Annotated in this window: 23 protein-coding genes and 3 pseudogenes; 16 read left to right on the forward strand and 10 right to left on the reverse strand. The window is 63.7% G+C overall.

Features of this window, described 5'->3' with window-relative positions:
- Positions 1-102: 102 nt before the first annotated feature.
- Positions 103-765, forward strand: a complete 663-nt coding sequence (locus ACVWYI_RS25425) for a TetR/AcrR family transcriptional regulator (protein WP_354104135.1) — start codon at positions 103-105, stop codon at positions 763-765.
- A gap of 4 nt (positions 766-769) precedes the next feature.
- Here ACVWYI_RS25425 and ACVWYI_RS25430 read toward each other — a convergent pair whose 3' ends face one another.
- From ACVWYI_RS25430 to ACVWYI_RS25465, 8 genes and pseudogenes are all read right to left on the reverse strand, one after another.
- Positions 770-1,162: a RidA family protein gene (locus ACVWYI_RS25430; protein ID WP_456663500.1), complete on the reverse strand. Its 393-nt coding sequence runs from the start codon at positions 1,160-1,162 to the stop codon at positions 770-772.
- Positions 1,163-1,258: 96 nt separating this feature from the next.
- Positions 1,259-1,474, reverse strand: a complete 216-nt coding sequence (locus tag ACVWYI_RS25435) for a hypothetical protein (RefSeq protein ID WP_247350289.1) — start codon at positions 1,472-1,474, stop codon at positions 1,259-1,261.
- Positions 1,475-1,702: 228 nt separating this feature from the next.
- Positions 1,703-2,932: a CaiB/BaiF CoA transferase family protein gene (locus tag ACVWYI_RS25440; RefSeq protein ID WP_456663501.1), complete on the reverse strand. Its 1,230-nt coding sequence runs from the start codon at positions 2,930-2,932 to the stop codon at positions 1,703-1,705.
- A gap of 170 nt (positions 2,933-3,102) precedes the next feature.
- Positions 3,103-4,310 (reverse strand): annotated as a pseudogene (locus tag ACVWYI_RS25445) (MFS transporter).
- A 120-nt stretch (positions 4,311-4,430) separates the two neighbouring features.
- Positions 4,431-4,601, reverse strand: a complete 171-nt coding sequence (locus ACVWYI_RS25450; RefSeq protein WP_247350294.1) for a hypothetical protein — start codon at positions 4,599-4,601, stop codon at positions 4,431-4,433.
- Positions 4,602-4,636: 35 nt separating this feature from the next.
- Positions 4,637-4,840: a hypothetical protein gene (locus ACVWYI_RS25455; protein ID WP_092220800.1), complete on the reverse strand. Its 204-nt coding sequence runs from the start codon at positions 4,838-4,840 to the stop codon at positions 4,637-4,639.
- Positions 4,841-4,865: 25 nt separating this feature from the next.
- Positions 4,866-6,200, reverse strand: a complete 1,335-nt coding sequence (locus ACVWYI_RS25460) for a PQQ-dependent sugar dehydrogenase (protein ID WP_456663502.1) — start codon at positions 6,198-6,200, stop codon at positions 4,866-4,868.
- Positions 6,197-6,649, reverse strand: coding sequence for a DUF2231 domain-containing protein (locus ACVWYI_RS25465; protein ID WP_247446004.1), 453 nt, complete (start codon positions 6,647-6,649; stop codon positions 6,197-6,199). Before ACVWYI_RS25465 ends, ACVWYI_RS25460 begins: the two co-directional genes overlap by 4 nt.
- A 269-nt stretch (positions 6,650-6,918) precedes the next feature.
- Between ACVWYI_RS25465 and ACVWYI_RS25470 the strand changes: the two genes are divergently transcribed.
- Complete coding sequence (locus ACVWYI_RS25470) at positions 6,919-7,698, forward strand: Crp/Fnr family transcriptional regulator (RefSeq protein ID WP_354050897.1); 780 nt, start codon at positions 6,919-6,921, stop codon at positions 7,696-7,698.
- Positions 7,699-7,918: 220 nt separating this feature from the next.
- Here ACVWYI_RS25470 and ACVWYI_RS25475 read toward each other — a convergent pair whose 3' ends face one another.
- Together ACVWYI_RS25475 and ACVWYI_RS25480 are read right to left on the reverse strand one after the other, a co-directional pair.
- Positions 7,919-8,629: a hypothetical protein gene (locus ACVWYI_RS25475; RefSeq protein WP_456663503.1), complete on the reverse strand. Its 711-nt coding sequence runs from the start codon at positions 8,627-8,629 to the stop codon at positions 7,919-7,921.
- A 38-nt stretch (positions 8,630-8,667) separates the two neighbouring features.
- Entirely contained in the window at positions 8,668-8,949 is a 282-nt protein-coding gene (locus tag ACVWYI_RS25480; RefSeq protein ID WP_456664575.1) for a hypothetical protein, read from the reverse strand.
- 340 nt (positions 8,950-9,289) lie between these two features.
- On the opposite strand from ACVWYI_RS25480, the gene ACVWYI_RS25485 reads away from it, so the two are divergent.
- From ACVWYI_RS25485 to ACVWYI_RS25550, 14 genes and pseudogenes are all read left to right on the forward strand, one after another.
- Positions 9,290-10,390, forward strand: coding sequence for an inositol-3-phosphate synthase (locus tag ACVWYI_RS25485; RefSeq protein WP_456663504.1), 1,101 nt, complete (start codon positions 9,290-9,292; stop codon positions 10,388-10,390).
- On the forward strand, positions 10,390-10,986 hold the full coding sequence (locus ACVWYI_RS25490) for a histidine phosphatase family protein (RefSeq protein WP_456663505.1): 597 nt from the start codon (positions 10,390-10,392) through the stop codon (positions 10,984-10,986). The genes ACVWYI_RS25485 and ACVWYI_RS25490 overlap by 1 nt, the downstream gene beginning before the upstream one ends.
- Complete coding sequence (locus ACVWYI_RS25495) at positions 10,983-12,086, forward strand: CgeB family protein (RefSeq protein ID WP_247350310.1); 1,104 nt, start codon at positions 10,983-10,985, stop codon at positions 12,084-12,086. The genes ACVWYI_RS25490 and ACVWYI_RS25495 overlap by 4 nt, the downstream gene beginning before the upstream one ends.
- A gap of 2 nt (positions 12,087-12,088) precedes the next feature.
- The gene (locus ACVWYI_RS25500) at positions 12,089-12,898 is read left to right on the forward strand and encodes a nucleotidyltransferase family protein (RefSeq protein WP_456663506.1); all 810 of its coding nucleotides are present in this window, start codon (positions 12,089-12,091) and stop codon (positions 12,896-12,898) included.
- A pseudogene (locus ACVWYI_RS25505) lies at positions 12,895-13,663 on the forward strand (TIGR04290 family methyltransferase). Before ACVWYI_RS25500 ends, ACVWYI_RS25505 begins: the two are co-directional and overlap by 4 nt.
- On the forward strand, positions 13,660-14,613 hold the full coding sequence (locus tag ACVWYI_RS25510; protein ID WP_456663507.1) for a beta-xylosidase: 954 nt from the start codon (positions 13,660-13,662) through the stop codon (positions 14,611-14,613). Before ACVWYI_RS25505 ends, ACVWYI_RS25510 begins: the two are co-directional and overlap by 4 nt.
- A pseudogene (locus ACVWYI_RS25515) lies at positions 14,601-15,807 on the forward strand (phosphopentomutase). Before ACVWYI_RS25510 ends, ACVWYI_RS25515 begins: the two are co-directional and overlap by 13 nt.
- Before the next feature lie 210 nt (positions 15,808-16,017).
- On the forward strand, positions 16,018-17,130 hold the full coding sequence (locus tag ACVWYI_RS25520; RefSeq protein ID WP_247350325.1) for an NAD-dependent epimerase/dehydratase family protein: 1,113 nt from the start codon (positions 16,018-16,020) through the stop codon (positions 17,128-17,130).
- Positions 17,130-18,194 carry a GDP-mannose 4,6-dehydratase gene (locus ACVWYI_RS25525; RefSeq protein ID WP_456663508.1) on the forward strand — a complete coding sequence of 355 codons (1,065 nt, stop codon included), beginning with the start codon at positions 17,130-17,132 and terminating at the stop codon, positions 18,192-18,194. The genes ACVWYI_RS25520 and ACVWYI_RS25525 overlap by 1 nt, the downstream gene beginning before the upstream one ends.
- The gene (locus ACVWYI_RS25530) at positions 18,191-19,477 is read left to right on the forward strand and encodes a TIGR04295 family B12-binding domain-containing radical SAM protein (protein ID WP_456663509.1); all 1,287 of its coding nucleotides are present in this window, start codon (positions 18,191-18,193) and stop codon (positions 19,475-19,477) included. The genes ACVWYI_RS25525 and ACVWYI_RS25530 overlap by 4 nt, the downstream gene beginning before the upstream one ends.
- Positions 19,474-20,586 (forward strand): glycosyltransferase family 4 protein, encoded by a 1,113-nt coding sequence (locus tag ACVWYI_RS25535; RefSeq protein ID WP_456663510.1) that lies wholly within the window; start codon positions 19,474-19,476, stop codon positions 20,584-20,586. The genes ACVWYI_RS25530 and ACVWYI_RS25535 overlap by 4 nt, the downstream gene beginning before the upstream one ends.
- Positions 20,583-21,713 (forward strand): CgeB family protein, encoded by a 1,131-nt coding sequence (locus ACVWYI_RS25540; protein ID WP_456663511.1) that lies wholly within the window; start codon positions 20,583-20,585, stop codon positions 21,711-21,713. Before ACVWYI_RS25535 ends, ACVWYI_RS25540 begins: the two co-directional genes overlap by 4 nt.
- Positions 21,710-22,798, forward strand: a complete 1,089-nt coding sequence (locus tag ACVWYI_RS25545; RefSeq protein ID WP_456663512.1) for a CgeB family protein — start codon at positions 21,710-21,712, stop codon at positions 22,796-22,798. Before ACVWYI_RS25540 ends, ACVWYI_RS25545 begins: the two co-directional genes overlap by 4 nt.
- Complete coding sequence (locus ACVWYI_RS25550) at positions 22,795-23,919, forward strand: CgeB family protein (RefSeq protein ID WP_247446019.1); 1,125 nt, start codon at positions 22,795-22,797, stop codon at positions 23,917-23,919. Before ACVWYI_RS25545 ends, ACVWYI_RS25550 begins: the two co-directional genes overlap by 4 nt.
- Positions 23,920-23,922 lie beyond the last annotated feature (3 nt).

Genomic DNA, 23,922 nt, shown 5'->3' on the forward strand with positions numbered 1-23,922 from the left:
CGCGTTTGCGAACGAGTCCCGATTGCGGATTGACTTTTCCGGCCTTCAAACGATAGTTTCATACAAGTGTTTGAATTGCAACTCCCTCCCCGAGGGGCACCCATGGCCAGTGATCATACCCGGACTGCCATTCTCGCCGCCGCCGAACGGCTCTATGCCGATCGCGGGTTCGGCGACGTGACGCTGCGCGACATCGTCGCGGAGGCCAGTGTCAATCTCGCGGCGGTGAACTATCATTTCGGTTCGAAGGACGAGTTGATCGCGGAGCTGTTCGTGACACGCTCGATCGCCACCAACCGCGAGCGCTTGCGCGAATTGAAGGCGGCGGAAGAACAAGGCGGCGGCCGCGCGTCGATCGAGGTGATCCTGCATGCCTTGGTCGGCCCGACGCTGCGCGGCTGCCTCGGCCCGGAGAACCAGCGCTCCACCGCGGCGCGCTTCATGATCCGCGCCTCGATCGAATCCGTGCCGCCGATCCGCCGCATCAAGAACCGCGAGATCGACCATTTGCGGAAATTCGCCGGCGCGATGCGCCGCGCCCTGCCCGACCGCAGCGACGTCGATATCTATTGGGGCTTGAATTTCGCGCTCGCCATGGCGCACCACACCATCCGCGAGAGCGAGCGGTTGACCAAGCTCTCGGAAGGCAAATGCGACCTGGACGACGTCGAGGACGTCGTCGCGCGCGTCGTCAGCGTGGCGACGATGGCGCTGACGGCGGGACGGACGGAGGCGAAGGCGCCGTCCAAGGTGGCGGCACGCTGAAACCTCACATCATCGCGATGCAGTCGATCTCGACGTCGAAGGGGCCAAACCATTCCGGCGTGCAGACAAAGATCCGCGCCGGCGGATCTTGCGGGAAATAGCGCGCATAGACGGCGTTGAACGCCGCGAAGTGTTTTGTCGAGGTGCAGTAGACGTTGCACTTCATGACGTTGTCCAGGCTCGCGCCCGCCGTCCGAAGGCACAGCTTCATCTGCTCCATGACGAGCTCGCTCTGCCGTTCGATCGGCACTTCCGCGATCTCGCCCGTCTCGGGCTCGAACGGCGGCAGGCCGGCGACGAAGATCATGTTGCCGGCGCGCGTGACCGGCGAGGTCGGCGCCTTCCAGCGATCGAGAAAGGCCGAGATCGGTTCGACGCAGAGCGCTTCGCGTTTCATGGGCGGCCACCTTCCGTTCAAGCGAGATGACGGCTTGCTACATCATCCTGCAGCCGCCATGCTTCGCTTCCGATCGAAGTTTGCTCGCCGAACCGCCTAGGCGTGCTGCGGCATCTCCTCGGCCTCTTCCTTGGCGAGCAGCAGCAGCATCTCGATGCCCATTTCGCCTTCCTGCGGCGAGCGAATGAACTTTATTTCGTCGGCGCTTTGCCGCAGCGCGGCAACGATCGCGACGGCCTGGTTTGCCGTGGCCGCCTCGGTCGCCAGAATGGCCTTCTGGTCCTTGGCCTGAAACCCGATCGTGTAGGACATCGTTCCCTCCCGGACTGAGTGGAAGGATCGAATCTGAGTCGCGCGCGGAACGGAAGCCTGTGTGAGTACGGACCGGGATTATCTGGGGATTGCCCGCAAGCCTCAGGCAAGCCGAGCATCGCGCGCGCCTCGTTTGGCGGTCGCGACGCTCGCCCCCAGGCTCTTCAGGATGCCGGCGGCATGCGCGACGTTCCGCGAGCGCCGGCCCTCTTCCCTTCTCCCAAAAGCTCAGATGATACCCTGCTGCTTCAGCGTCTCGATCTTGTCCGCATCATAGCCGAGCTTGCCGCCGAGCACCTCCTGGGTGTGCTCCCCTAATAGCGGCGGGGCGCGGTAGGTCTCGATCGGGGTTTCCGAGAGCGTCAGCGCGTTGCGGATCAGCGAGAGATCGGGCTCGAAGGGATGGTCGACCTTCACCCGCATGCCGCGCGACTGGACGTGGGGATCGGAAAACACCTGCTCGAAATTGTTGATCGGACCTGACGGCACGCCGGCCTCCTCCAGCTTGTCCAGCCAGTAGGCCACCGGGTGCTTCAGGAACAGGCCGGCGAAGATCGCCATGATTTCCTTGCCGTGCACGACGCGGTCGTTGTTCTTGACAAAGCGCTTGTCGCTCGCGAGCTCGGGCTCACCGAGCACGGCGCAGGTGCGCTGGAACTGGCCGTCATTGCCGACCACCAGCATCAGTTCCCCGTCGGTGCAGCGGAACACGCCGGCCGGCATGCCGCCATTGCCCCAGGTGCCGCGGCGCGGCGGGGTCTTGCCGTTGACGAGGTAGATCTGCAGCCAGTGCGACAACGATGCAATGACGGTGTCGAACAGGCAGACGTCGATATGCTGTCCTACGCCATCATTGGCGTCGCGATGGTACAGCGCCGAGAGAATCCCGATCGAGGTGTTCATGCCGGTCATGTAGTCGACGATCGACGGGCCGACCTTCATCGGGCCCTCGCCGGGCTCGCCGTCGATATGGCCGGTGACGCTCATCAGGCCGCCCATCGCCTGCAGGATGGCGTCATAGCCGGCGCGCGGCGCGTAAGGCCCCGTCTGGCCGAAGCCGGTCACCGAGCAATAGATGATGCCTGGGTTGATCGCTTTGATCGTCTCGTAGTCGAGTCCGTAGCGCTTGAGATCGCCGACCTTGTAGTTCTCCATGAAGACGTCGACGTCCTTGGCGAGCTCGCGGATGATCGCCTGCCCCTCGGGCTTGGCGATGTTGACCGTGACCGACTTCTTGTTGCGGTTGGCGCAGAGATAGAAGGAATTGTTGTTGTTGGCCTTGCCCTCGGGATCGGTCAGGTAAGGCGGCCCGAAGGCGCGCGCGTCGTCGCCGGTGCCCGGCCGCTCGATCTTGATCACCTCCGCGCCGAGATCGCCCAGCATCTGGGCCGACAAGGGTCCGGCAAGCACGCGGGTGAGGTCAAGGATCTTGATGCCTGAAAGCGGCAGGGCCGACATGTCGAAGTCCTCCGGGAACTGAATATTGGCGCGGCGGCGAGGTCGCGGGCCGCGCTTCCTGCGGATACACTATTTTGGCGGTCTGAGCACTGCACTGTGGGCATACGGCCATCCCCCCGCTCGCCCGGCGCAGGTCACCCTCGCAGCGAATTTCCGCAGTGCGAATATTCTCAGGTCACCGCCGCCGCAACCACCTCCGGCCGCCGTCGGCCGAGCAGGACCAAGATCAGCACTGTTGCGCAGGAGAACACGAAGGTAAGCCCCAGCGCGCCGCGGCTGCCGAACTGGGTGAGTAGGCCGACCAGGAGCGGCGGAGAAAGGGCGGAGGCGAGATTGAGCGGCAGCGCGATCATCGACATCGCCTTGGCGAACTCGGCCTGATCGTAGAACACCAGCGGGATCGTCGCCCGCGCCACCGCCATCGCGCCGCTGCCGGCACCATAGAGCAGGATGAAGACCGCCACCGCCCAGGTCGCGCCCTCGCTCGACATCAGCAGCAGCATGGCGACCGGGAGCGCAGTGCCGGCGACGAGCCCGGTCGTGATTCCGTCCCACCGCCCGCCGCCGAGAAAATCGAGCCCGCGGGCGCTGACCTGGATCACGCCCAGCATCGAGCCGAACAAAAGCGCCTGCGCCGGCGCCAGCCCCTCCGCCCGCAACAACTCGATCATGATGGCACCGATGCCGAAATTGACGAAGGCATTGAGCGTGATCGCGGCGACGACGAGGCTGAAGGTGCTCCTGGGGATCGCAGGCGGCGGCGAAGACTTCAGCGGTCCACCGCCAGCATCTCCGGCAACTTTCCGGCGCGGCGCGAGAAACGCAAAGAGCGGAAGATTGATGACGAGCATCATCGCCGCGTAGACGAGGCACATCGCGCGCCAGCCGAGCTGATCGCTGAGAAACGAGGTGGTCGGCCAGAAGATGCTGCTCGACAGACCCGTCACCAGCATCAGCGCGCCGATCGCGTTCTTGGCCTGCCGCCCGGCGACCTCGTTCAGCATGATATTTAGGCGCCGGTCGAAAGCGTGGCGCTGCCGGCGATGCCGAGAACGATCCAGGCGGCGAAATAGAGCATCGGCTCGCGCGCGAGGGACAGCAGTATGAAGCCCGGCACGGTGAGGACCGTGCCCGCCACCATCACGTTTCGCGCGCCATGCCGCGCAAACGACTTGGCCAGCCAGGGCGCGCACAGCCCCATCGACACATACAGAACGGATGTCCCGGCGAACACCGCCGGCAGGCTCATGCCGAGATCGGCCGCGAGAGCGCGCCCGACGATGGCGGGAAGACCTATTGTACCCCACCCAACAAGTTGGGTAACCGCGAGCACCAGCAGGACGCCGATGAGCCTGCTGTCAGATTTCAGAAACCGCATTCCAACCGTCGCCTGCCCGCCAGGCGCAGATCACACCTGTGACGCCAGTCTTACCCTCGGATGCGACGACCGGGAATGGCGGTTCCGAATGGCACGGCCGCGCCAGCCGCGGGGCAGCCGTCAGGCGGGATGGCCGGGATCGACCTGCTTCGGCGTCTTCTTGTCGCGTTGCGGTGTCATCTTGGCGGGATCCGGTGCATCCGGCACGCCGCGCGGCCCGAGCTGATCGCGCTGAATGTCGTCTTCGGAGCGAGAGGGCTCAATGCCGTTCGGCTCACGGGGCTTGGTCATCGCGGCCTCCTGAAATATCTGCTCGGAGTGATCCGTCAAATGCCGAGCGCGTTCTCGCCGGCATCGCGGCCAGGCACGCTGACATGGACCTCGTGTCCCTCGCGAAGCGCTAGGGATGCCGCGGCGACCGCCGATTCGAACGCGGCTTCCTTGGTGGCGTATCTACTCTTGACGTCGCCGTCGTGCAGCACACCCCATTCGTCCTGCACTGGCACGATGGCGTATTGAGCAAGGCCCATGGTCCAACTCCTCCCGTTCTCAGGTCTATCTTTGCGTGACCTGGGGATGCGCAGCGGTCACACGCCACACAATGTTGCCGCTGTCGTCGGCGACCAGCAGCGCGCCGGTCTTGTCGATGGCGACGCCGACGGGCCGCCCGCGCGCGTGATTGTCGTTGTTGAGGAAGCCGGTGACGACGTCCTGAGGCGGGCCGCTCGGCTTGCCATCCGTGAACGGCACGAACACCACCTTGTAGCCGTTCAAGACCTGCCTGTTCCAACTGCCATGCTCGCCGACGAAGGCGCCGCCGCGGTAGGCGGCCGGCAGACTCGCGCTTGTGTTGAAGGCCATTCCGAGCGGCGCAACATGCGAGCTCAACGCGTAGTCAGGCACGATCGCCTTGGCGACGAGGTCGGGCCGCTGCGGCTTGACACGAGGATCGACGTGCTGGCCGTAATAGCTGTAGGGCCAGCCGTAGAAGCCGCCGTCCTTCACCGATGTCATGTAGTCGGGGACGAGATCGGGACCGAGTTCGTCGCGCTCGTTCACCACCGTCCACAGCGCCCCGGTCTGCGGCTCGAAGCTGAGACCGTTGGGATTGCGCAGCCCGCTCGCGAAGATGCGCCAGCGGCCGCTGGCACGATCGACCTCGAGGATGTTGGCACGATTGTGCTCGGCCTCCATGCCGTTCTCGGTGATGTTGCTGTTGGAGCCGACGCCGGCATAGAGCTTTGAACCGTCGGGGCTCGCGACCAGACTCTTGGTCCAGTGATGGTCGATCGGTCCGCCCGGCAGCGGCGTCAGCACCGTGCCCGGGGCGGTGATCTTCGTATCACCCTCCGTGTAGGGATATCTGACGATCGCATCGGTGTTGGCGACGTAGAGGTCGTTACCAACCAGCGCGACGCCGAACGGCGAATTGAGATGGTCGAGGAAGACGCTTTGCGTGTCCGGCACGCCGTCGCCGTTGCTGTCGCGCAGCAGCGTGATGCGGTTGCTCTCGCCGGTGTCGCCGCCTGATGTCGCCCAGGACTCGATGTATCCCATCACGATTTCCTTCGGCCGCTTGATCGGGGCCGCCTTTGGCGCCTTGGATTCCACCACCAGCACGTCGCCGTTGGGAAGCACGTAAAGGAATCGCGGATGCTGCAGGCCCGTCGCAAAGGCCTTGGCCTGCAAACCTTGCGCGACGGCCGGGGTCTCGTCCTTCTTCCAGCCGACGATGCGGGCAATGTGCATCGGCGGCAGCAGATATTGCTGGATGTCGGGGAGCGTCGGGTTGGCGCCGGTTTGCGCCTTCGGATCGCCACTGCCGTCATTGCAGGCGGCGAGGCATAGCAGCGAGGAGCACAACAGGGCGCGAGCGATTGAGGATTTCATCGCGCAACTCCCACGCCGTGGCGATAGACCATGGCCCAGCCAAGCCAGCCGGTGACGGGCAGGATCAGCACGGTAATCGCCGAAAGCAAGAGCCCCGTCGGCCACACCGATGTCCAAGCATCACGCGTGTGGATCAGGGCGTTGACGGTGGCCAGGATCAGCGCCACCGCGTTGCCGATCAGGTGCGGCCAGGCCGGCGGCTGCGCCCGCACCAGGCGGTTGCCGAGGAAATCGGTCAGACCGGCGATTGCCGCCAGCACGCCGAAGATGACGCCGACGACCAGAAGCCAGGCCGAAAAATCCGCCCACATGATCTCGGCACTGACGACGTAGGCGATGTCGGTCAGCAGCGCCCCGATGAAGCAAGCGATCGGTATCGGCACCAGCATCGGATGAATCGGATGGCCCGCGATTTGCGCTGTGGTGCGCACGCGCACGTTGTCTTGCACGGTTGGCCTCGCTTGCACGGTTGGCCTCGTATGACTTTCGCCCTGCCCGACGGCCAACTCGTCCTTGGGGTGAAGGTTCCTACGCTTGCTTCTAGCCTTGCGCCGTCACCGGTGCGCTGGCCTGATACGCCGCGCGCCGAGGGCACTCGGGCGGACTGTATTCCTTCGACTTTGGCTCGCAACACGGAGCCAACGTATCAAAGTTTAATGCGTTCTACCCTTCTCTTCGACCAGATTAGGAAACGGGTTTTGGGGTTATCGGACCACCAATGCAGGCAGGATTTGCGTTCTCCAAGCTCGCCGACCGGCTGGCGAGCCTCGCTCCAGTAACTGCCGACGATCTCCACCTGCTCGCGGACATGGCAAGCACAATTGCCCATCTAGGTTCGCGTCAGACCGTTCTGCGGCATGGCGACGATGCCACCCAGTGCTGTCTGCTGCTCCAGGGATATCTGTCCTGGCAGGACGCAGAGAGCGCGGACGGGCAGATCACGTCAATCCATGTTCCCGGTGACATCGCCAATCTACACACGCTTCATCGCCCTCGCGTTGACGGCAACCTGATCGCGCTCGGCCCGGCCATCGTCGCTCTCGTGCCACATCGCTTCTTTCACGATCTGTCCGCGCGTTCGCCCGCTATGTCCCGCGCATTGCTGCTGATGCTGCTCACCGATCACGCCATTCAGCGCAACTGGACAGTGAACCTGGGTAGCCGCGATGCATTGACGCGCGTGGCGCATCTGCTGTGCGAGATCACCGCGCGCCTGCAAAGCGTCGGCCTTGCCAGAGATTTCAGACTGCCATCACCCTTCACCCAATCGGACCTTGCCGCAGCGTGCAGCATCTCCCCTGTCCACGCCAATCGCACCATTCAGGAACTGCGACGATGCAACCTTCTGCAATGGCAGGGTAAGACGGTCATGATCACGGACTGGCCGGCACTCGTGCGGCTCGCAAGTTTCGATCCGACTTATCTGGGGATTCGACCCAGCCATGAGGATGCGTCGTCGCATCTCAGGCCGCTTACGGCGGAGGTTGCGCTCGTTTGAGCTTTTTCAGACGACGCGTTGTCAAACGACGCCTTGAACACCTCGGACGCCTTGAACACCTCGGGAGCGCGCAACCAATGCCTTGCGTGCCTCTGCAAGGACCAAATCCCAATCGCCCGGGGTCCTCTGATGAAACAATCGCAGGCTGGGATACCAGAAGGAGTGAGATCCAGCTGACGGCCAGCGCCAGTCGCAGTCCGCATGCAACATCACCCACGCGTCACGTCCGAGCGCCCCCGCGAGGTTGGGCTACCATGGTGTCGACGCAAATGAGGAGATCGAGCCGCCGGAGGTGATGACCGAGAACCGTAACGTCAGGCGTACTGACGTCCCTCGCGCCGATCTCTGCCAGTTCGCACGTCCGGGCTCCGCGCTGCAGCGAGCAGAGCGTTACGCCGGGAACGGCAAGATGCCCCAACAGCGCGAGCGGAACGGTCCTTCGCTTGTCCCAATTGCCGACTTCCCAAACCAGGCCGACGGCAAGACCTCGCTCATGCGGAAGCGTTGGCTCGACCGCCGGTGGCAGTGATACGTAAGGTGCGCGCATTTCGACGTGCTCACGCCTCGCCTTTATGGCATGCGGAACCTCCATAATCTCGATATCGACCTCGAAGTCGACGTCCGGCGCACCGTCGTGGAGCGCAAAGGCACGATCGACGCCAGCCGCTCGCTGGACCAGCGGCAGAAGCTCGCTCTGGCACCAGACCGTGACGCTGCGCGCGATATCGCGAAGCGGTCGCATGAAGCGCAGGAACTGAATGGTGTCGCCAAGCCCATGGTAGCAGCGGACGAGCACATGCTTGCCCGTCAGGTCCTCGCCGCGCCAGATCCGCTGGAGGTGACGCGGCCCGGTGTGCTTTGGTGGATACGCAAGCATCGCCAGATCGCGGTCGTTGATCGCCCAGGCGCGTTCGAAGTCGCCTGCCCGCATCGCCTCCGTCCAACCGCCCGACACTCGCGGTGATCCGATCAACGTCGCACGAATTTGTGAAAGCGGCTCGGTTTACCGTCCTTGGTCTGGTCCTGGTGGAGGAAGGCAATGCCGGCCTCGTCGAATTTGGTGAAGAATTCGTCCCAGCCGATCCGGTCGAGCCCTTCGTCGGGCGGATCGAAATCGATGCGCAGGATGCCGGCGTGTCCGTCCTCCTCCGTAGCCTTGACCGTCGCGGGCTTTCCACCGCGCTCCTCCGCCCATTTCCGGATGACGTCGTGGCTGGTGGTCTGCTGGGCTTCGCTGGTTTGTGTTTGGATGACATTTGGATGACATGTGACACCTCGATTGCTGACAAGGAGCGAGCGATGGATCGGCCCTCGCGTCAGACTGTTTCGCCGTGAACGCCGGGCGCGAGGATTTGTTCTTTCGTATGTCGGACTCTCTCGAGAGCATCATCTTCTTCATCTTCATCCTGGAAGCTCTTCGTTCCCTCCAAACTGCCCGCGATTTTATCCCAGGTTAAGCGCGCGAATTTTTTCCGGCCGAAATCTGACGTGAGGCGGACATAGTGCCGTGAGTTCAGGAACGAACATACGTTCCTCACGTTCGCCGACGTACTTACGTCAACACTGCATGTCTTCCGGAGGGCTTCGATCCATGCATTCTCGTCTTCAGGACAGGCGGCGCGTGCGCGTCGGCATCGTCGGTGTCGGCAATTGTGCGAGCTCCTTCGTTCAGGGGCTCTCCTACTACCGGGAGGCCAAGTCGAACGAGCCGGTGCCCGGCCTGATGAACGCCGATCTCGGCGGCTATCATATCAGCGACATCCAGGTGGCGTCGGCCTTCGACGTCCATGCCGGCAAGGTCGGACGAGACGTCGCCGAGGCGATCTTCGCAGCACCGAACAACACGCATCGCTTTTCCGACGTTGCGCAGACCGGCGTCGTCGTCCAGCGCGGCCCAATCATGGACGGCATCGGTCGCTATTTGAAGGAGGACATTCCGATTGCGGATGTTCCGGAAGCCGACATCTCCGATGTGCTCGCGACGTCGCGCACGGACGTGCTGGTGTCCTATCTTCCCGTCGGCTCGCAGCACGCAAGCGAATTTTATGCCGCGCGCGCGATCGAGGCCGGCTGCGGCTACGTCAATTGCATCCCGGTCTTCATTGCCTCGAATCCCGACTGGCGGCGGCGTTTCGAGGATGCAGGCCTGCCGATCGTCGGCGACGACATCAAGAGCCAGGTCGGCGCCACGATTCTGCACCGCGTGCTCGCCAATCTCTTCCGCGACCGCGGCGTGCGGCTCGATCGCACCTACCAGCTCAATGTCGGCGGCAACACCGATTTCAAGAACATGCTCGAGCGCGAGCGGCTGACCTCGAAGAAAATCTCCAAGACCCAGGCCGTGACCAGCCAGTTCGACGTGCCCATGGATGCCGATAATATTCATGTCGGTCCGAGCGACCATGTGCCGTGGCTGACCGACCGCAAGCTGGCCTTTATCCGCCTGGAGGGCACGACGTTCGGCGGTGTGCCCTTGAGCGCGGAAGTCAAGCTCGAGGTCTGGGACTCCCCGAATTCGGCAGGTGTCGTGATCGACGCGGTCCGCTGCGCCAAGCTCGCCATGGACCGCGGGCAGGCCGGCGCGCTGACGGGCCCATCGAGCTATTTCATGAAGTCGCCGCCGCAGCAGTTCACGGACGATGAAGCCGGACGGCGAACGCGCGCGTTCATCGACGACAAGGCGTATATCTGATGGCGAAGATCATTCATCTGATCCGCCACGGGCATCACGCCCTCCTCGGCCTGACGCTATGTGGCCGGATGAAGGGCGTAGAGCTCGATGATCCCGGTTGCGAAGAAATGGCGCGATGTGCCGAAAGCATCTCACCGCGACCAACATTGATACAGTCGAGCCCGCAACGGCGCTGCATGCAGTCGGCCTGTATCCTTGCCGCGCATTTCGGCTTGCCGGTCGAGATCGTGCCCGCGCTCAACGAGCTCGACTATGGCGAATGGACTGGACGATCCTTCGAGGCGCTCGCCCCGGATCCCCGATGGTCGCTCTGGAACGAACAACGCGGAACGATCCGTCCGCCGGGCGGCGAAAGCATGCGGGCGCTCCAGAAGCGCGTTGTCGCCCATCTGGAGCTGGTGAGCAGCGACCGCGATCCCGGCACCGTCGTCGCCGTCAGCCATGCCGAGCCGATCCGCGCGGCGCTGCTGTATTATTCCCGGAAAGAGCTCGACGACTTCCTCTCGATCGAGATCGACCCCGGCAGCGTCAGCACCCTCAGCGTGGACAATCGCGGAATCAAGATCACCGGGATCAATCAGCGGGTGCCAGCGTGAAGATCGTCATCTTCGGCCTGACAATTTCCTCTTCCTGGGGCAACGGTCACGCGACCTTGTGGCGTGGGCTTTGCAAGCATCTCGCGCGATCCGGGCACAGCGTCGTCTTTTTCGAGCGCGACGTGCCCTATTACGCCAGCGCGCGGGATTTGCACGAACTGGCGGGCGGCCAGCTGCGACTGTTCTCGAATTGGGACGACGTGCTTCCTTTGGCGCGCAGCGACCTTCGCGATGCCGATGTCGCGATCGTGACCTCCTATTGTCCCGACGCGATCGCCGCGACCGAGCTTACCCTGTCTGAGGGTCGCGCGCTGCCCGTGTTCTATGATCTCGACACACCGGTTACGCTGGCGAAGCTCATGGCCGGCGGCGCCGTTCCCTATATCGGGCCGCGCGGCCTGCGAGATTTCGCCTTGGTCCTGAGCTTCACCGGCGGTCCCCGCATCTGCAACGAATTTCGCGACCGGCTCGGCGCCTGCAACGTCCGTCCGCTCTACGGCCATGTCGACACTGACATCCATCGACCGGTCCCGTCTCAGTCGCACTACCGTGCGCATCTGTCCTATCTCGGCACATATTCGCAGGATCGTCAGCGCGCGCTCGAGGCTCTCTTCGTCGAACCCGCACGGGCACGGCAGGATCTGCGCTTCCTGATCGGGGGTGCGCAATACCCGGAAGATTTTCCCTGGTCGCCAAACATCTATTTCGTGCAGCACTTGCCGCCGTCAGAGCACGCGTCGTTCTTTGCGTCGTCCCGGCTGACGCTCAACGTCACGCGCCGGGCCATGGCGGAGATGGGTTGGTGCCCGTCCGGGCGTCTGTTCGAGGCTGCTGCCTGCAAGGCCCCACTACTCAGCGACGATTGGCCGGGGATCGACGAATTCTTTGCGCCCGGGCACGAGATCCTGATCGCGCGCGATGAAAAGGACACGCTTGCTGCGTTGACGACGGCCGACGCCGAGCTTCAGCACATTGCCGCGCGCGCATATGAACGGACCATGGATCAGCACACCTCCGACAAGCGCGCAGGCGAACTGATCTCGCTGCTCGAGCAGGCGGCATCCCTCGGCGCGCGCCGGCAACAACCTGAGGAGGCCTGATCATGTGGGGCATCGTTCCGGCCGCGGGCCGCGGCAGCCGCATCCAGCCGCTCGCCTTCTCCAAGGAACTGCTTCCGGTCGGAAGCCGACGGGACGACGGCATGGACCGTCCGTGCGCCGTCTCGGAATATTTGCTGGAGCGGCTGATCCTTGGGGGTGCTGACAAGATCTGCTTCGTGATCTCCCCCGGCAAATCCGACATCCTCGAATATTTCGGCGATCACTATGGCGGCGCCCAGCTCGCCTACGTCGTGCAGCCCGACGCGTCGGGGCTGTGCGATGCCGTGTTCAGGGCGGGCACGGTCGTCGGCCATGACGAAGACGTCATCGTCGGACTTCCGGATACCGTCTGGTTCCCCAAGGCGGCCTTGCAGGCATTGCCGGCCTCCGACCTGTCGTTTCTGCTGTTTCCGGTCGAACATCCCGAGTTCTTCGATGCGGTCGTGCTCGACGGCGATCGTGTGACGGAGATCCAGGTCAAGCAGCCGGACGCGGCGTCGAAATGGATATGGGGCGCCTTCAAGATGTCTGCCAACGGATTTCGCGAACTCCAATCGCTGTGGACAAAGCGCGACCACCGGGATGAATATTTCGGGACACTCGTCAACGCCTACATCGCGGCCGGCGGCCAGGGGCTCGGCGTCAAAGCTGGCGAATCCTATGTCGATGTAGGCACCATCGATGGCTACCGGACGGCAATGGCGTTGCTCGCGGAAAGCTCCACCGGGAACGGACGCTCTCGATTGCTGGCCGGCGGTTCGCCCGAGCCAACCCGCTCAGCCCCGGCAATGAACAATGGAGTGACCGCATGAGCAGAGGCGCCCTCTCCCGCGAGGAAATCCGCCAGCGTGTCGATGCGCTCGGGCCCATGGTTTCACAATCTGGACCTGAAGGGCGTACCGACAGCGCCTTCACACTTTCTCGGCGACTATCCCAACGTGAAATGGCGACGCTTCTCCGGGATCATCCCGGACCGTCTCGATGGCAAGACCGTACTCGATATCGGCTGCAATGCCGGCTTCTACGCCATGGAGATGAAGCGGCGCGGCGCCGAGCGCGTCCTCGGCCTGGACACCGACGACGAATATCTCGAGCAAGCCCGCTTCGCGGCCGAGGTGAACGGGCTCAGGATCGAATTCCGCAAGATGTCAGCCTATGACGTCGGACAGCTGCGCGAAAAGTTCGACCTCGTGATCTTCATGGGGGTGCTCTACCATCTGCGGCACCCTCTGCTGGCGCTCGACCTGATCCATGAGCACGTGGCCGGCGATCTCCTGCTGTTCCAATCGATGCAGCGCGGCGACAGCCGCGTGGATCCGGTCGACAAGAACTACGACTTCTGGACCACCGATCAGTTCGATTCGCCGGGCTATCCAAAGCTGCACTTCATCGAGAACAAATATGCCGACGACCCCACCAATTGGTGGGTGCCGAACCGTGCCTGCGCCGAAGCCATGCTGCGCAGCGCCGGCTTTGCGATCGCAGCGCATCCGGAAGACGAAGTCTATCTTTGCAAGCGGGTAGCAAGGCCGCAGGCGGAAGGTCCTGTCTATCCGTCGCGGGAGGCCGGCCAATGATCGAAGCCGCCAAGATCTGGAATGAGCCCAACAACAAGTCGCACTGGGACATCCTGATTGATCCGGACTGGACCATGTTCGCCAACCTGGGGCTAGCGGTCGGAAAGGCGATCCGCAGCGCCCATCCCACACTCCCGCGTGTGCTCGGCGGCATATCGCCGATCGATCCGTCGTTCATCCGCAATATGCAGGCGCGTGGCGTACTCGATCATATCGATGCGGTAGCCGTGCACGGCTTTCCGCTCGACTGGAACCTGTGGCAGATTGCGGAATGGCCGGCCAAGCTCGAGGAGATCAAGGCGGTCACTTCGCTGCCGGTCTGGGTGACGGAGGTGGGAGTCTCGTCTTTCGGCGCCGAAGAGGTGCAGGCTTGGGGACTGACCCGAACCGCGGAGCTCTTGATCGGCCGCGCTCCGCGCATCCACTGGTACAGCCTCTACGATCTGCCTTCGAGCTGGGAGGCCACGACCCGGCATAAGGAGGCTGAAGGCTCCTCCTACTACCGGCATTTCCACATGGGCCTGCTGCGCGAGGACGGAACACCGAAAGCCTCGGCGGAGCTGTTCCGCAACTTTGCACCTGCGATGGGCCTGTGCCAGTGGTTTCATTTCGAGGACCACCGCCTCGATGACGCCGTGGGCTGGATGCGCCGGCTGGGCGTGCAGCATCTCAGGACCGGCCTGTCCTGGGCCGACAGCTTTCGTCCCAACGCGCTCGACTGGTTCGACCGCCAGATGGACGCGCTGGCCGAGTTTCAGGTTACGGTGACCTTCTGCTTCACGCCGGAGCACCGGGGTATCCAGCCTCATCACACCAGCCCGCCGCTCGACGTGAACGAGTTCGCGGATTTCTGCGCGCAGATGGTCGAGCGCTATTGCGCGAAAACAGGGGTCGCGCCTTCCGCGGCGTCTTCGCGTCCGACCATCCGGGAGCCGACATGCGTGCCCTGATCCTGGTGATGGATTCCGTTGGGATCGGCGCCGCGCCCGATGCCGTCAATTACGGCGACGAGGGTGCCGATACCATCGGTCACATCGCTGAGATGTGCAGGGTCGGCAATGCCGATGGTCCGCGGCGGGAAGGACCGCTTCAGCTTCCCAATCTGGTTGCGCTGGGCCTTGGCCAGGCCTGCCGTCTCGCAACCGGGCGCGTGCCGCCCGGGCTGGACGGATGTCCGGAGCATTCGCGCTTTGGCTGCGCAAGCGAGATATCGAAGGGCAAGGACACGCCATCCGGTCATTGGGAGATTGCCGGTGTGCCGGTGCCGTTCGACTGGGGCTATTTTCCAAGGGACCAAACCGTGCTTCCCGCGCGACCTGATGGAGCGCCTGTGCGAACAGGCGCGATTGCCCGGCATCCTCGGAAACTGTCACGCCTCCGGCACCGAGATCATCGACGAATTCGGCGAGCGTCACATCAGAACCGGCGAGCCGATCGGTTATACGTCGGCCGACAGCGTGTTTCAGATTGCTGCACATGAGGAGACATTCGGGCTCGAACGCCTCTATGAGGTCTGCCGCGTTGCCCGCCGACTGGTCGATCCCCTGAACATCGGGCGCGTCATCGCCCGGCCATTCGTCGGCACGTCAGCAGGTCACTTCAAGCGAACTGTGCACCGGAAGGATTATTCCGTCCCGCCGCCCGAGCGAACGATCCTCGATCTCGCCGAAAGCGCAGGCCGTGACATCGTGACGATCGGCAAGATCGACGACATCTTCGCCCATCGCGGGACCGGGAGGAACATGCGGGGCGATGGCAACGAAGCGTTGTTCGATGCCACGCTTGATGGGCTGGCCTCTCTTGCAGAGGGTGGGATGTTGTTCGCCAACTTCATCGATTTCGACACGTTGTACGGCCATCGCCGAGACGTCGCGGGATATGCAGCGGCGCTCGAAGCCTTCGATGCCCGCGTTCCCGAACTGCTTAGCCGCGTGCGCGACGATGATCTCCTCATCGTCACGGCCGATCACGGTTGCGACCCAACTTGGAGCGGCACCGATCACACCCGCGAACAAGTGCCAATTCTGGCGGTGCGCGGGCGGTCATCTTCTCCGATCGGCAGACGCACCGGCTTTGCCGATATAGGGGCAACGGTCGCAAGACATCTCGAGCTGCAAGCGCCGATTCGTGGCGTGCATTTTTAGCCGCAGCGCCGGCCGATTCACCTGGGTTATTGATCCAGGTTAGAGAAATGTTTGTTTGTAGGTTTCGCAGGAACGAACATTCCTTGCATCGCTTCTACTTCCAAATGTGACTGGCGCGCCGGTCGCCCCGACCAGAACAGCAGCGCGCGCTTTCATTCTCATCACGGATTGATCCCGCAGGATCGGTCTCACGGCGGCACGGAGCGGTGAATGACGCGGGTATTGATCACTGGAGGCGCCGGATTCATCGGATCGCATGCGGCCGACGTGCTGCTGGCGGCCGGCTATGAAGTCCGCCTGCTCGACAATCTCTCGCCGCAGGTCCACGGAGGCAACCGGCAGCGTCCCGCCTATCTTGCCGAAGAGGCGGAGCTCGTCGTCGGCGACGTCACCGACGCTCCCGCGGTCGAGCACGCGTTACGCGGCACCGACATGGTCCTGCATCTCGCATCCGCGGTAGGCGTCGGCCAGAGCATGTACGACATCGAACCCTATGTCAGGACCAACGAGCTCGGCACCGCCGTGCTGTTGCAGGCACTGTCCAAGCGCCCGGTCGAGCGGCTGGTGGTGGCCTCGTCCATGAGCATTTACGGCGAAGGCCTTTACCGGAGCGCCGATCAGAGCGTCATCGCCTGCGACGAACGGCCGATCGAGCAGCTTCGCCGGGGCGATTGGGAGCTGCGCGATATCACGGGGCGCCCGCTTGATCCCGTTGCCACCCCGGAGACAAAGCAGCCCTCGCTGAGTTCGATCTACGCACTCAACAAATATGCCCAGGAACGCATGTGCCTGATCACCGGCAAGGCCTATGGCATTCCGACGGTGGCGCTACGCTTCTTCAATGCGTTCGGTCCGCGCCAGGCGCTGTCCAATCCCTATACCGGCGTGCTCGCCATCTTTGCCGCGCGGCTGCTTAACGGCCGACCCCCCCTCGTCTTCGAGGATGGTCTGCAGCGGCGCGACTTCGTCCATGTACATGACGTCGCCCGTGCCTGCCGCATGGCACTCGAAGCCGATCGCACCCAGGAGGTCTTCAACGTCGGCTCGGGGCAGTGCCGCACCATTCTCTCCGTCGCGCAGGATCTCGCCGAAGTCATGGGACGCGGCAACATCGAGCCCGAGTTAACGCGGAAATATCGTGCCGGCGATATCCGGCACTGCTTCGCCGACATCGGAAAATCGCGCGACCTGCTCGGCTTCGAGCCGCACGTCGCCTTCAAGGACGGTCTCCGGGAGCTGGCGGAGTATCTCGCCGACCAGATCGCTGACGATCAGGCGGAGCGAGCCACCAAGGAGCTGCAGCAACGAGGATTGGTCGCGTGATGAGTGAACGAGACAACAGACCCGTGCTGATCACCGGCGGCTGCGGATTTATCGGCTGCAACCTCGCCGACCGGCTCGCGGAACGCGGCGATCCCGTGCTGATACTGGACAATCTCGCCCGCGCCGGCGTGCGTGAGAACGCGCAATGGCTGAAGTCCCGGCATGGCGACCGAGTCACAATTACCGTGGCCGACATCCGCGAACCGATCCCGGTGATCGACGCCGTACGTGAAGCCCGCGCCGTGCTGCACTTGGCTGCCCAAGTCGCGGTCACCGACAGCGTGAGCGATCCGGCTTCCGATTTCGAGATCAACGCGCGGGGCACATTGAATGTGCTCGAAGCCGTGCGGCTCCACAACAGCGCCGCGCCGATCGTGTTCGCCTCGACCAACAAGGTCTACGGACGCCTGATCGACGACGGCGACATCGCGCTCACCGGCCGCCGCTACACGCCGACAAGCGGTCTGCTGGCCGGCGGCATCTCGGAAAATGCACCGCTCGACTTCTACAGCCCCTATGGATGCTCCAAGGGAACGGCGGATCAATACGTTCACGACTATGCGCGGGTCTACGGCCTCCAGACCGTCGTGCTGCGCATGAGCTGCATCTATGGGCCCCGGCAATTCGGCACCGAGGATCAGGGCTGGATCGCGCATTTCCTGCTGAGCGCCATCCGCAGCAAAGAGCTGACGATCTATGGCGACGGCCATCAGGTCCGCGATGCGCTTCATGTGTCGGACGCGGCCTCGGCCTGGCTCGCCGTGCTCGATCGCATCGCGCTCGCCCGTGGACGCGTGTTCAATCTCGGCGGCGGCCCGGCCAACGCGATCAGTCTGCTGGAATTGATCGACCGCATCACCGATCTGACCGGCCGCAAGGTGGTATATCGCTTTGCCGATTGGAGGCCCGGCGATCAGCCCTGGTACGTGACCGACACGCGCGCCCTCTCCAGCGCGCTCGGCTGGGCGCCTCAGACATCTCTCGCAGACGGCCTCCGATCCCTTCAGACCTGGCTGGACGGCCGCTTCGGATCGGCACAGAGCAACCGCGAGGCGCTGGCATGACGCGTGTTGCCCTCATCAACCCAAACTGGGATTTTGGCGGCAGCATCTATTTCGGCTGCCGATCTCCTCACCTTCCGCTCGAACTCGGGATCTCCGAGCACTACCTGAAGGCGGCCGGGCACAAGACGCTGCTGCTCGATGCCCACATGTTCGACCTCTCGCTCGCCGATATCGAAGCCGAGCTGCGCGCGTTCGGCCCCGACCAGATCGTCATCACGACGGCACCGACTTATCTGTTCTGGCGCTGCGCCCCTCCCGAGCTCCGCGTCCCGCAGGAGCTTGCAATTGCGATGCGCGACCTGGCTCCGATCCTCGTGGCAGTGGGCCCCCATGGCTCGACCGTGCCAAAAGCGGCGCTTCGAAAGCTCGGCACCGACATCGTCGTAATGGGCGAGTGCGAGGCATCCTTGCTGCGTCTTGCCAATGGCGAGCGGGACTTTCCCGGCTTGTGCTTCGCCGATGGCGCATCGCTCCGCGTCAATGGCGGCCCGCAGGCCGTCGCGTTCAGGGATCAGCCGCCGCTCGAGTGGCCGGAGGAGATGATCCGGCGGCATCATCATCATCATCACCGCTTCGAAGCCGAACCGCAGGCGCCAGGCGCCGAGGTCGAGTCTTCCAGGGGTTGTCCGTACAACTGCACGTTCTGCGCCAAGGAGAATTTCCGCAACGCTTACCGCAAGCGGCCCCCCTCCGTCGTTCTCGAAGAGATCGACGGCCTGCGCCATCAGGGCATCGAATATGTCTACTTCATCGACGAGATATTTCTTCCGAACGCGGAACTGCTGGATGGGCTGGCCACACGCAGGCTGAAGTTCGGTGTGCAGACCCGCATCGATCTCTGGAAGCCGGACATGCTGGCTCTGCTCGGTGGGGCCGGCTGCGTCTCGATAGAGGCGGGGATCGAGAGCCTGACCGTCGAGGGCCGTGCTGCGCTTGCCAAGAACTGCAAGATGACGACAGACCAGCTTGCCGAACGTCTGGTCGAAGCGCGCCGTCACGTTCCTTTCGTGCAGGCCAACCTGATCGAAGTCCCCGAGGACGATGATCCCATCGTGCAGCGCTGGCGCCGCACGATGCAGGATGCCGGCATCTGGGCCAACGATCCGGTCCCGCTCTATCCCTATCCGGGCTCGCCGGATTATCAAAAGCTGTGGGGCGAGCCCGACGATTTCGCCTGGGAGCGCGCGCACCGGCACTATCTCGCGATGTTCGACCAGTTCAGCGACGTGCAGAACGATCGCCCGGTTCCGCTCGAGGCTCTCGAACTGCAGGTGGCATCATGAGCCGTAGCTCGGACATCAGGATCCTGATGACGACCGACACGGTCGGGGGTGTCTGGACCTATTCCTGCGCTCTCGCATCGCAGCTTGCGGCGTCGGGGGCCGATGTCGGCCTCGTGACCATGGGTCGGCGCGCACGAGCCGAGCAGCGCGAGATGTTGCGCGGTTCCCGAGTGCACCTGATCGAAACGGACCTCGCGCTGGAATGGCAGGATCCGGAAGGGCAGGACCTCGCCCGAGCGCGGCGCACCCTCACGAAGCTCGAAGCACAATTCAGGCCGGACGTTATTCACCTCAACAGCTTTCGCGAAGCAACCTTCGACTGGCACGCGCCGGTGGTACTCGTCGCGCATTCCTGCGTCGGCTCCTGGGCGCTGGCCTGCCGTGATACGGCTTGGCTGGGCGAGCCGAGATGGCGCAGCTACGCCGAACGCGTCGCGGCAGCCCTCGACAAGGCGCAGGCCTGGGTATGCCCAACCCAGTCCTTTCACGACGTGATCGCGCAGATTTACCATCCTCAATCGCCGGGCGCCGTTATCTGGAATGGGATCACACCCCGAGGCGCCCTCGGACGTAAGCAGGAGCTGATCCTTGCAGCCGGGCGGCTGTGGGACCGCGCCAAGAACATCGAGGTTCTTGCCGCCGCGGCGCCGGGGCTGGATTGGCCGGTCCAGGTGGCGGGTGCGGCGACCGTCAGCCCATCGCATTGTATCACCTGGCTTGGGCAATTGCCGTACGACGCCATGCGCGCGCGGATGGAGCACGCGGCGATCTTCGCAAGTCCCGCCTTCTATGAACCGTTTGGGCTCGCGGTCCTGGAAGCCGCGGCGGCGGGATGCGCGCTCGTCCTGTCCGACATCCCAACGTTCCGGGAATTGTGGACCGGAGCCGCGCTGTTCGTCGATCCCACCGACGGCAAGGCGCTGCATCGAACGCTCGCAGGTCTGTGCGCCGACGATCGCGAGCGGATGCGGCTGCAACGGGCAGCCTTTGAGCATTCCCTCAGCTATTCCCTGACCCGGACGACGAGTGCCTATCTCAGGCTTTACGATGACCTGCTCGCTTCCCATCGCGAGACCGCGCCGGTCAGCCAGATCGAGGTGCGTGCATGAAATGCGTCCTGTTCTACCACGCCTTCACCTCCTGCTGGAACAACGGCAACGCCCACTTCCTGCGCGGCTATGCCCGCGAACTTCATGCGCTCGGTCATGAGGTCGTCGTGTTCGAGCCGGTCGACGGCTGGAGCCGATTGAACGCGATCCGCGAGGGTGGCAGTCAGACCATGGAGGACATTCCGGTGCTGTTTCCCGGCATCGGCATCCGCCGCTATGACGCCTGCCTTGATCTGGATTTGGCGCTCCACGGCGCCGATCTCGTCGTCGTCCACGAATGGAATTCGCCGGATCTGATCGCAGACATCGGCCACAGGCGGGCCCATGGCGCTCCCTTCACGCTGCTGTTCCACGACACCCATCACCGCGCCGTCAGCGCACCTGACGAGCTTGCGCAATTCGACCTCGACGGGTTCGACGGTGTGCTCGCCTTCGGCGAGGTGCTTCGTCAGATCTATCTGAAGCTCGGCTGGGCCGACCGGGCCTTCACCTGGCACGAGGCCGCGGACATCGCCCTGTATCATCCGCTGCCGCATGTCGAGCGCACCGACGATGTCGTCTGGATCGGCAATTGGGGCGACGGCGAACGCAGCGCCGAGCTCAACGAATTTCTGGTTGAACCGGTGGCCGAACTGAAGCTGCGCGCGGAGGTCTATGGCGTCCGCTATTCGGACGCGGCCCTCGACACCATTCAGGCGGCAGGTATCCGGCATGGCGGGTGGCTGCCCGCGCACTGGGCTCCCATCGCTTTCGCCGGCGCACGCGCCACTGTCCATGTGCCGCGCGGCCCCTACGTCCGCTTGCTTCCGGGCATTCCGACCATTCGCGTCTTCGAGGCGATGGCGTGCGGCATTCCACTGGTCTCGGCCCCCTGGTCAGACGCGGAAGGCCTGTTCCCGGAAGGCGCCTATCTCAGCGCCGCCGACGGCACCGAAATGAAGCGCGCGCTTCGTGCGCTCCTCGACGACCACGAGTTATGGACCGCCACAGTGGAGGCCGGCCTGCGGACGATCAAGGAGCGTCACACCTGCCGTCACCGCGCGGAGCAGCTTGTCAGCATCGTGCAGGATCTCCGGGCCTCAGGCCGCTCGTCACAGCCGTCACGATACATCGGAGCCTCCGCATGAAGATCTGCTTCTTCGGATCCAGCCTTGTCTCATCCTACTGGAACGGTGCCGCCACCTATTATCGCGGCATGCTGAAGGAGATTGCGGCGCTCGGCCACGACATCACGTTCTTCGAGCCCGACGCTTTCGAGCGCCAGGCCCACCGCGACATCGACGATCCCAACTGGGCGAGGGTGGTCGTCTACGCCGCGACGCCGGACGGCTGGCGAAGCTCGATCGAGGGAGCTGCCCGCTCGGCTGACATGCTGATCAAGGCCAGCGGGGTCGGCGTTTTCGATCAGGAGCTGGAGAACGCCCTCGCCGACATTCCGTCGAATGCGACGCGCATCTATTGGGACGTCGACGCTCCGGCCACGCTGGAGACGATGGCGGACGATCCGGAACATCATCTGCGCCGCGCGATCCGGTCCTACGACATAGTTTTGACTTATGGCGGCGGCGATGCAGTCGTGTCCGCTTATCGCTCCATAGGCGCGCGGGGCTGCGTGCCGATCTACAATGCGCTCGACCCGGCCACGCACTTTCCGGCACCTCCAAATCCACGTTTCACCTGCGATCTCAGCCTTTTGGCAAACCGCCTTCCCGATCGCGAGCAGCGCGTCGAGAGGTTCTTCCTCGACGTTGCGGGCCAACTGCCCAACAAGAGATTTGTCCTCGGCGGCTCCGGCTGGGAGACTAAGGAAACGCCGGCCAATCTACAGCAGGTCGGACATGTCGGGACCGGCGACCACAACGCGTTCTTCGGCTCCGGTCTGGCTACGCTGAACGTCAATCGCGACAGCATGGCACGTTACGGCTTCTCGCCGCCGACACGCGTGTTCGAAGCCATCGGCGCCGGAGCCTGCCTCATCACCGACCAGTGGGACGGCATCGATCATTTTCTCGAGCCGGATCGCGAGGTGCTGGTGGCCGCAAGCGGAGCGGAGGTCGCAGAGCATCTTGCCGCACTGCGCCCCGATCGGGCTCAGGCGATCGCAGGACGCGCTCGTGCGCGCATTCTGAGCCACCACACCTACCGGCGGCGCGCGCGCCAGTTCAACGATCTCTTTGCCGCAAGCAATTCGCGAATCGAGGCAGCAGAATGAACCTCACCATCGTCGTCATTGGTCTTTCGGTCACTTCGTCCTGGGGCAACGGCCATGCCACGACCTACCGCGCCCTGATCGAAGCCCTGGCACGACGAGGTCACCACGTCACGTTTTTGGAACGCGACGTCCCCTGGTATCGTGAGCACCGCGATCTTACCAAGCCTTCTGCGTGGACCGTCGAGCTTTATCAATCCTTGAAGGACATCCCGCTGCGTTTCGGCAAGATGATCCGAGACGCTGATCTGGTGGTCATCGGCTCCTATGTGCCCGATGGGATCGCGATCTCCGAATGGGTCACGACCCATACCGGAGGGCTTACCGCCTTCTACGACATCGACACGCCGGTCACGCTTGCGAAGCTCGATCAGGGCCTGGACTATCTTTCCGCGGCGATGATCCCGCGTTTCGACCTTTATCTGTCCTTTGCCGGCGGCCCAGTACCCGACATGATCGAAGAGAGCTATGGCAGTCCGCTCGCTCGGGTTCTGTATTGCAGTGCGGACACCGATATCTACGCGCCGCAACGCGCGGAGAAGAAATGGGCACTGGGCTATCTCGGAACCTACAGCGAGGACCGGCAACCGGTTCTGAAGCAGTTGCTGCTCTCCCCCGCTCGCACTCTGTCATCCGAGCAGTTCGTGGTGGCCGGCGCGCAATATCCCGAGGATGTGGTGTGGCCAGCCAATGTGGCCCGCATCGAGCATCTCACACCCAAGCATCATCCGACATTCTACGCGGAGCAGCGTTTCACGCTAAACGCCACCCGCGCCGACATGCGCGCACTCGGCTTTTCGCCGAGCGTCAGGCTGTTCGAAGCCGCGGCGTGCGGCACGCCCGTCATCTCGGACCGGTGGCCTGGAATCGAAACTGTCTTTGAACCCTCGCGGGAAATCCTGCTCGCGTCGAATCCACGCGACGTTGTTGAAATCCTGCGCGACATGCCGGAGGACCACCGGCGCTCGATCGCAGACAACGCGCGGCGGCGGGTCATCGCCGATCACACCTCCGACCACCGCGCCCGGCAGCTCGAGACGTACTACACCGAGGCGTCCGATCGGCGGTGCCGCAGAACAGCGCGGCGTCCCGTATCGCGTCCCTTGCAGGTCGCAGAACTCTGAAAG

It is taken from the genome of Bradyrhizobium sp. LB13.1, from assembly GCF_054056815.1.

Excerpts from the sequence above, each read along its gene's own strand:
- ACVWYI_RS25425 (WP_354104135.1), top strand. The coding sequence starts at position 103 with ATGGCCAGTGATCATACCCGGACTGCCATTCTCGCCGCCGCCGAACGG.
- ACVWYI_RS25430 (WP_456663500.1), bottom strand. The coding sequence starts at position 1,162 with ATGAAACGCGAAGCGCTCTGCGTCGAACCGATCTCGGCCTTTCTCGAT.
- ACVWYI_RS25435 (WP_247350289.1), bottom strand. The coding sequence starts at position 1,474 with ATGTCCTACACGATCGGGTTTCAGGCCAAGGACCAGAAGGCCATTCTG.
- ACVWYI_RS25440 (WP_456663501.1), bottom strand. The coding sequence starts at position 2,932 with ATGTCGGCCCTGCCGCTTTCAGGCATCAAGATCCTTGACCTCACCCGC.
- ACVWYI_RS25450 (WP_247350294.1), bottom strand. The coding sequence starts at position 4,601 with ATGACCAAGCCCCGTGAGCCGAACGGCATTGAGCCCTCTCGCTCCGAA.
- ACVWYI_RS25455 (WP_092220800.1), bottom strand. The coding sequence starts at position 4,840 with ATGGGCCTTGCTCAATACGCCATCGTGCCAGTGCAGGACGAATGGGGT.
- ACVWYI_RS25460 (WP_456663502.1), bottom strand. The coding sequence starts at position 6,200 with ATGAAATCCTCAATCGCTCGCGCCCTGTTGTGCTCCTCGCTGCTATGC.
- ACVWYI_RS25470 (WP_354050897.1), top strand. The coding sequence starts at position 6,919 with ATGCAGGCAGGATTTGCGTTCTCCAAGCTCGCCGACCGGCTGGCGAGC.
- ACVWYI_RS25475 (WP_456663503.1), bottom strand. The coding sequence starts at position 8,629 with ATGCGGGCAGGCGACTTCGAACGCGCCTGGGCGATCAACGACCGCGAT.
- ACVWYI_RS25485 (WP_456663504.1), top strand. The coding sequence starts at position 9,290 with ATGCATTCTCGTCTTCAGGACAGGCGGCGCGTGCGCGTCGGCATCGTC.
- ACVWYI_RS25490 (WP_456663505.1), top strand. The coding sequence starts at position 10,390 with ATGGCGAAGATCATTCATCTGATCCGCCACGGGCATCACGCCCTCCTC.
- ACVWYI_RS25500 (WP_456663506.1), top strand. The coding sequence starts at position 12,089 with ATGTGGGGCATCGTTCCGGCCGCGGGCCGCGGCAGCCGCATCCAGCCG.
- ACVWYI_RS25510 (WP_456663507.1), top strand. The coding sequence starts at position 13,660 with ATGATCGAAGCCGCCAAGATCTGGAATGAGCCCAACAACAAGTCGCAC.
- ACVWYI_RS25520 (WP_247350325.1), top strand. The coding sequence starts at position 16,018 with ATGACGCGGGTATTGATCACTGGAGGCGCCGGATTCATCGGATCGCAT.
- ACVWYI_RS25525 (WP_456663508.1), top strand. The coding sequence starts at position 17,130 with ATGAGTGAACGAGACAACAGACCCGTGCTGATCACCGGCGGCTGCGGA.
- ACVWYI_RS25530 (WP_456663509.1), top strand. The coding sequence starts at position 18,191 with ATGACGCGTGTTGCCCTCATCAACCCAAACTGGGATTTTGGCGGCAGC.
- ACVWYI_RS25535 (WP_456663510.1), top strand. The coding sequence starts at position 19,474 with ATGAGCCGTAGCTCGGACATCAGGATCCTGATGACGACCGACACGGTC.
- ACVWYI_RS25540 (WP_456663511.1), top strand. The coding sequence starts at position 20,583 with ATGAAATGCGTCCTGTTCTACCACGCCTTCACCTCCTGCTGGAACAAC.
- ACVWYI_RS25545 (WP_456663512.1), top strand. The coding sequence starts at position 21,710 with ATGAAGATCTGCTTCTTCGGATCCAGCCTTGTCTCATCCTACTGGAAC.
- ACVWYI_RS25550 (WP_247446019.1), top strand. The coding sequence starts at position 22,795 with ATGAACCTCACCATCGTCGTCATTGGTCTTTCGGTCACTTCGTCCTGG.